4 protein-coding genes are annotated in these 6,693 nt (G+C 74.5%); 2 read left to right on the plus strand and 2 right to left on the minus strand.

Features of this window, described 5'->3' with window-relative positions:
- Both J5Y04_RS40930 and J5Y04_RS40935 read right to left on the minus strand, forming a co-directional pair.
- Positions 1-1,215 (minus strand): sigma-70 family RNA polymerase sigma factor (locus tag J5Y04_RS40930; RefSeq protein WP_209417633.1); only part of this gene is annotated, 1,215 nt, incomplete at its 3' end.
- Positions 1,216-1,781: 566 nt separating this feature from the next.
- Positions 1,782-2,765: a TetR/AcrR family transcriptional regulator gene (locus J5Y04_RS40935; protein WP_209417634.1), complete on the minus strand. Its 984-nt coding sequence runs from the start codon at positions 2,763-2,765 to the stop codon at positions 1,782-1,784.
- Between the two features lie 554 nt (positions 2,766-3,319).
- Here J5Y04_RS40935 and J5Y04_RS40940 point away from each other — a divergent pair.
- Positions 3,320-4,696: an NAD(P)/FAD-dependent oxidoreductase gene (locus J5Y04_RS40940; protein ID WP_209417636.1), complete on the plus strand. Its 1,377-nt coding sequence runs from the start codon at positions 3,320-3,322 to the stop codon at positions 4,694-4,696.
- A gap of 142 nt (positions 4,697-4,838) precedes the next feature.
- Positions 4,839-6,284, plus strand: coding sequence for a PP2C family protein-serine/threonine phosphatase (locus J5Y04_RS40945; protein ID WP_209417635.1), 1,446 nt, complete (start codon positions 4,839-4,841; stop codon positions 6,282-6,284).
- Positions 6,285-6,693: the final 409 nt, after the last annotated feature.

The raw sequence follows: 6,693 nt of genomic DNA on the forward strand, positions 1-6,693 counted from the left end.
GGCCACCGCGACGGCGGCGGCGATCCCGGCCTTGGCGGCCGCGCCCAGGCCCTCGCCGGCCACCGCACCGACGGCCCCGCCGCCGGAACCCGCCGTACCACCGGCAGCGCCCCCGGCCGCGCCGGCCGTCGCGCCGGCCGTCGTACCCGCGGCCGTACCCGCCGAGGTGGCGGCCGAGGTACCCGCCGAGGTGGCCGCCGCCGTTCCCGCCGCCGCACCGCCGACCGCGGCCGCCCCGCCCACGGCGGCCGCGGCGGCGCTGAACCCGCCCACACCGACCCAGACCAGCACGCCGCCGGGCAGCAGCGCCCGCAGGCCGTGGTTGATCTCGGACAGTTCCAGGCAGGCGGCCGTGCACCGGTCGCACTCCTTGAGGTGACGGCCGACCTCTGCCGACGCCCGCTTGCGCAGCGAGCCGCGCGCGTACGCGCCGAGCCGGTTGGCGTACGCCTCGCAGTCCCGGTCCTGGCTGCCCGAGACGTGGGCCTGGAGGAAGCCCGCGGCCAGCCGGTCGCGGGCGCGGTGCGCCTGGACGGCGGTGGCGTTGGCGGTCTTGCCGAGCATCACCGCGACGGTCTTCGGGGACTCCCGCTCGACCTCGGTGTGCCAGAGCACCATCCGGTCGTCCTCGGGCAGTTCGGCGTAGGCCTGCATGACCATGCGCTGGTCGGCCATCGCCATCGCCCAGGCGTCGGCCCCCGGGTCGGCCAGGTCGAGGTCGACGGTGGCGGCCGAGGTCTGGGCGAACACGCTGAAGTCGTCGACGAGTTGCTCGCGCCGCTCGCTGCGGGTCCAGGCGGCGGCGACGTTGCGCACCGCGGTCAGCAGGTAGGCGCGGACGGCGAAGTCCGGACCCTTGCCCGCCTTCAGCGCCTGAAGGGTGCGGGCGAACACCTCGCCGGCGAGGTCCTCGGCGGTGAAGCTGTCGCGGCAGCAGGTCCGGGCGTAACGGCGCACCGCGTCGGCGTGCCGGCGGTAGATCTCCTCGTACGCGGTGTCGTCGCCGGCCCGGACGCGGGCGGTCAACTCGGCGTCCGAGGGCGGGCGCTCGCCGTCCACCGGATCGGCGGGGGCGGGTACGGTCGGGCGGGCGGGGACGCCGTTGCCGACGAAGGCCTCGGGGGCGACCCCGCCCCGTCCGGCCGGGGCCTGGCCGGGGACGCGGGTGGGCGGGAGCGCGGCGGCCGAGGCGGAGAGCGATTCGCGGCTGGGCATGCCGGCCTGGTCCGGCACCTGTCCCGGATGCGCCGGATTCCCGCGGGCCCCCTGGTGCCCGGACGGCAACGGCCCGGATCGCCCGGGCGGGGAGCCGGGCGCGCGCCCCGGCCCGTGACCGGGCGCGTGACCGGGTGTACCAGCGCTCGGGCCTTCAGCCGCGCCCTCCGGCCCGTTTGTACCGGATCGGCCGAAGTCGAGGCCGTAGCCGTAGTCGTTCTGTTCCTCGGCGCTCACAACGGACCCCAGATTCCACGACAGCCCCCGAAGTGTGGCAGGGCGTGCGGGAGCGCGTGGGCGCACGATTCCCCGCTGCGCGGCGCCGGGTGCGCGCGAACGGCGCGCATCGGGACATTGGCTCCAACCACGGGCAAAGGATGGCATAGCGCAGAGTTGGGCGGTAGCCGGACCGCCGTGACCCACTCTTCCGAGGGGCCGTCGCGGAGGTGTTCGGCCTGCTCACGGACCCGGCGGCACGGCGGACGCGCGGAGTGCGCGACCCGTCCGTGCGCCCCGGTCCGACGCCCAACTCACCTGCCCGCAGCGGACGGCGGCCGCGCCGGGGCTCAGCGCGCCCGCAGCCCGTCCAGCAGAATCTGCAGCAGCCGGTCGGCCGGACCCTCGGCGGCCTGACCGTCCGTCGGCCGGTCACTCGTCGGTGAACCCCCCGCCGGAACCGCGGCCGACGTGTGCACGGGTTCGCCCGCCACCGCGCGCGTGGCGTGCACCGGCACCGAGGCCGTCAGCACCAGTACGACGTCGGCCACCGTGACCCCGGGCCGAAGCTCGCCCGCCGCACCCGCCCGGGCCACCAGCGCGGCCAGCAGCTGCAGCAAGAGCCGCGGGTCCGCATCGGCCGCCGGCGGCTCGGCACCGCCCTGCTGCGCCACGGCACCCTGCGCCACGGCATCCTGCGAGCCGGCACCGTACGAGCCGGAGCCGAACGACCCGGAGCCGTACGAGCCGGAGCCGGATGGCTCGAACCGGCCCCCCGGGAGCCCGCCCGCCCCGGCCGGATCGCCGGAACGCTGCTCCGGCACCCGGCCCAGCTCGTCCGCGTACCGGAACGCCTCCGGCGGCAGCAGCCGCCCGGCACCCGTGGACACCGCCCGCGCCAGGTACCCGGCCAGCGACTCCCAGGCACCGCCGCCGCCGTAGAGCGACTCACGCGCCTGCGACGTCAGCCAGGCCACCTCCTCGGCCGCGATCCGCTGGACCAGCACCTCCTTGCTCGGGAAGCGCCGGTAGACCGTGCCGACCCCGACCCCGGCCCGGCGCGCGACCTCCTCCATCGGCGCGCCGTAGCCGAACTCGCCGAAGACCTCGCGGGCCGCGCGCAGCACGCTCTCCAGGTTGCGCCGGGCGTCCACCCGCAACCGGGCCCCGGGTACGGGCCCGCCACCGCCCTGCGGCGGCTCGCTCCGGTACGGCACCCCGGCGTACGCCACCGTGGCCTGTTCCGGAAGGCCGCCGGGACCGCGCTGCTCCGGCACCACACCCGGGACGGTACGCGGCGCATCCCGCCCCAACAGTCGTTCCTGCTCCATCATCCCAACTCTCCCCCGCAGGCGCCCGATCCCGGACCCTGTCGTCGCCCGCCCCTGCACCCCCCGGTGCAGCTCCGTCCGTTGTCAGAAATGACCAGATGACCCATCGCTCGTACCGGTCGTGCCGTTCGCTCCGCCCAGGTGGTGTCCGACCACGATCGCCGGACCGCACGTGTCCGACCGCATACGCATGAAGACCACGCGTTTGAGGCCTCGTCCGGGACTACCCTTCCCCGGATCACGCTCCCGCAGTCGGGTTGCTCCCGCCAACGCTGGAACTGGCCGTAATGGCAGCTCCACGGTGCGTCGCCGCCGATTGACATGGCGATGGCCGCTCCGACACACAATCCGACCATAGTTCACCGCCGTTAAAAGCCGAAAGTGCGTCAGAAAGTCACCCCGGCAGCACATCCGGCCCCACCTGTCCACTCCCGTCCCAACTGCCTCGGTACGGACTGTGGACAAGAGGCCCTTCGACGGTCCTTCATGGAGGGCGTGGTGGGGGGTGCCCCGGCCGACGGGGCCGGCGGGAAGGTCACTTCGGCAGGAGGTGCGCTATCAGGATCCTGATCGTCGGGGGCGGCTGCGCCGGGATGTCCGCCGCGCTGCACCTCCAACGCGGCCTGCGCGAGCGGCTCCGGCGCGGCGACGTGGAGATCACCGTCGTCGAGCCGCAGCCCTACCTGACGTACCACCCGCTGCTCGCCGAGGTCGCGGCCGGCTCGATCGACCCCCGCCACGTGGTCGTCCCGCTGCGCCGCGCGCTGCCGGACTGCCGCGTCCTCACGGCGCGGATCACCCGGATCGAGCACGCCGCCCGCCGCGCCTGGGCCGACGCCGCCGGCCACGGCGAACCGCCGGCGCCCGTCGAGCTGGACTACGACGTCCTCGTCGTGGCCCCCGGCTCGGTCTCCCGCACGGCGCCCGTCCCCGGCCTGGCCGAACACGGCCTCGGCTTCTCCACCGTCGGCGAGGCGGTGAGCCTGCGCAACCACGTCCTGGAGCAGCTCGACCTCGCCTCCGCCACCCGCGACCCGGCCCTGCGGCAGGCCGCGCTCACCTTCGTCTTCGTCGGCGCGGGCTACGCCGGCGTCGGCGCGCTGGCCGAGCTGGAGGACATGGCCCGGTACGCGGTCCGCGGCTACCACAACATCAGCCCCGAGGACCTGCGCTGGGTGCTGGTCGAGGCCTCCGGCCGGATCCTCGCCGAGGAGTCCCCCGAACTGGCCGAGCACACGCTGGCGCAGCTGCGGGAGCGCAGCGTCGACGTCCGGCTGCGGACCACCCTGGACTCGGCCGCCGGCCGGGTCATGGCGCTCTCCGACGGCAGCCGCTTCGCCGCCCGCACCCTGGTCTGGACGGCCGGGGTGCGCCCGTCCCCGCTGCTGCGCGACACCGACCTGCCGCTGGACACCTCCGGCCGCGTCCGCTGCCTCGCCACCCTCCAGGTCGTCGCTCCGGACGGGCGGGCGCTCCCCGGCGTCTGGGCGGCCGGCGACGGTGCCGCCGTGCCCGACCCGCACGCGGACGGCGCCCCCTGCGCCCCCAACGCGCAGCACGCCTTCGCCCAGGCGGAGCTGCTCGCGGCCAACGTGCTGGTCGCGCTGGACGGCGGCCCGCGGGCGGCGGGCATCGCCGAGTACCGGCCGGACCGCGCCGCCTGTTCCACCTCGCTCGGGCTGGGCCGCGCCGTCGCCCACACCCGGCGCGGCGGCAGGCTGACCGGCCGGAGGGCGTGGTGGCTGCACCGGGCCCGGCACCTGCGCCGGCTGCCGAGCTCCGACCGGCGGGTGCGGGTGCTGATGGACTGGCTCCTGGGTGGGGTGTTCTCCCGCGAAGTGGTCTCGCTGGGGGCGGTCGAGCACCCGCGCTCGGAGTTCGAGGCGGGGTTCGGACCGGGCCCCGGGCCCGGCTCCCGGCCCGGCCCGGACTGACATGACGGCCGCGCCGTGGGCGCGCGACTTCCGGAATCGGGCCTCCGCCTGACAGGATCTGCCCAACCGAGTCATTACCCCGTGTGCCAGTACGCACACAAAAAGTGATGATATGCCTGGAAATCGAGGAAGCGGCCGTCGTTTGAACCTCATGCGCTGGAGCGCCCGGCTCACCGGAGTCCCTTGGCGTGCCGCCCCGCCCACCGGGAACGGCACCGACCAGGGCGCGCCGTCCGGCGACGTCGTGGTCCCCAGCCCACGCGACCCCACCAGCCTCGTCAGCCCGACCGAGGTGCTCGACCCGCAGAAGCCCCAGGACCTGCGGGAGGTGCTGAACCGCATCCCCGCCCCCGTCGCCGTCACCTACGGCCCGCTGCACCAGCTCGGCTATGCCAACCGCGCCTACCGCGAACTCTTCGGCGACCGCCCCACCGGCCTGCCCGCCTGCGACGCCCTGCCCGAACTCGGGACGATGGGCGTCCTGCCGCTCATGGACCAGGTCATCCGCGGCGGCCGCCCGCGCAGCGTCAAGGCCCGCTGCATCCTCGGCCTCACCGGCAACCGCTACTACAACGTCTCCTGCGTCCCGCTCAGCCGCCAGGACCACCGGGCCGAGCCGGGGCCGACCGACGAACACCGGGAGCACCGGGAACACAAGGCGCCGCCGCCGGCCGGGGTGCTCATCTTCGCCGCCGAGGTGACCGACCAGGTCCTCGCCGCCACCCGCCTGCGGGAGTCCGAACGCCGCCACCGCGAGGCCGCCGTCACCCTCCAGCGCAGCCTGCTCCCGCAGAAGCTCGACCAGCCGGCCGACCTCCGGGTCGCCGCCACCTACCAGCCGGGCGGCGCCGAGGCGGCGGTCGGCGGTGACTGGTACGACGTCATCGCCATCGACGGCGGCCGCACCGCGCTGGTCATCGGGGACGTCATGGGCCGGGGCCTGCGCGCCGCCGCGGTCATGGGACAGCTCAGGACGGCAGTCCGGGCCTACGCCCGCCTCGACCTCCCCCCGCACGAGGTGATGCGCCTGCTGGACGGGCTCGCCATGGAGATCGACGCCAACCAGATCGCCACCTGCACCTACGCGGTCTGGGACCCGCAGCGCCACACCCTCACCTACGCCTCCGCCGGCCACCTGCCCGTCCTGCTGCGCTGCCCCGACGGCACCGTCCTGCGCAGCGAGGAACAGAACGGCCCGCCGCTCGGCACCGGTGGTGGCGTCCACGTCTCGCACACCCTGCGCCTGCTCCCCGGCACCACCGGCGTCCTCTATACGGACGGCCTGGTGGAGCGCCGGGACGAGGACATCGACCAGGGCCTCGACCTGCTCGCCCGCACCCTGACCGGCGCGGTCGGCGCCCCCGAGGTCGTCTGCGCCCGGCTGCTCCGGGCCATGGGGGTGACCGCGGAGCACGACGACGACGTCGCCGTGCTCGCCTTCCAGCTGCCGGCCGAGGAGGCCCCGCCGGAGCTGGAAGCGGGGCAGAACTCCGGGGCGGAGCCGGAGACGGAGCCCGGGGGTGAGCCGGGGAGCGAGTCCGGGAGTGAGCCGAAGGCCGGGGTTGACCCGGGGTCCCAACAGGTCTAATGTTCTTCGAGCTGCCTGGCAGGGAGCACCGGACACGCATTGGCGCGGACGGTCCCGGGGCAGCCAATCCCTAGAAACACCACCTCCCGGTTCGGGCTGGGTCGTGCTTTGCCTTTTTCGGCAACGCGGCTCGGGCCTTATTCGGCGTGTCCGTTTATATGGATTGCGGCCGGATTCGCTTTTCGAAGCGGGGATGGGCTAGAGTTTGAAACGTCGGACGGGGCGTCAAGCCGCAGAAGACACCAGCGAGTTGGATGAACGAAGCGCCGGAAACGGAGCGGAAAACATCTGATAAGCTGGGAACACGAAAGAACGAAGCGCCCGGAGGGCCCGCTGGAAGGCGGTCCGAAGGAAGTGTCCGTTCCTTGAGAACTCAACAGCGTGCCAAAAGTCAACGCCAGATATGTTG

The sequence above is a fragment of the Kitasatospora sp. RG8 genome, assembly GCF_017813315.1.
Taxonomy (GTDB): Bacteria; Actinomycetota; Actinomycetes; order Streptomycetales; family Streptomycetaceae; genus Kitasatospora.

Coding starts and splice junctions, on each gene's coding strand:
- J5Y04_RS40935 (WP_209417634.1), bottom strand. CDS start 2,765: ATGATGGAGCAGGAACGACTGTTGGGGCGGGATGCGCCGCGTACCGTC.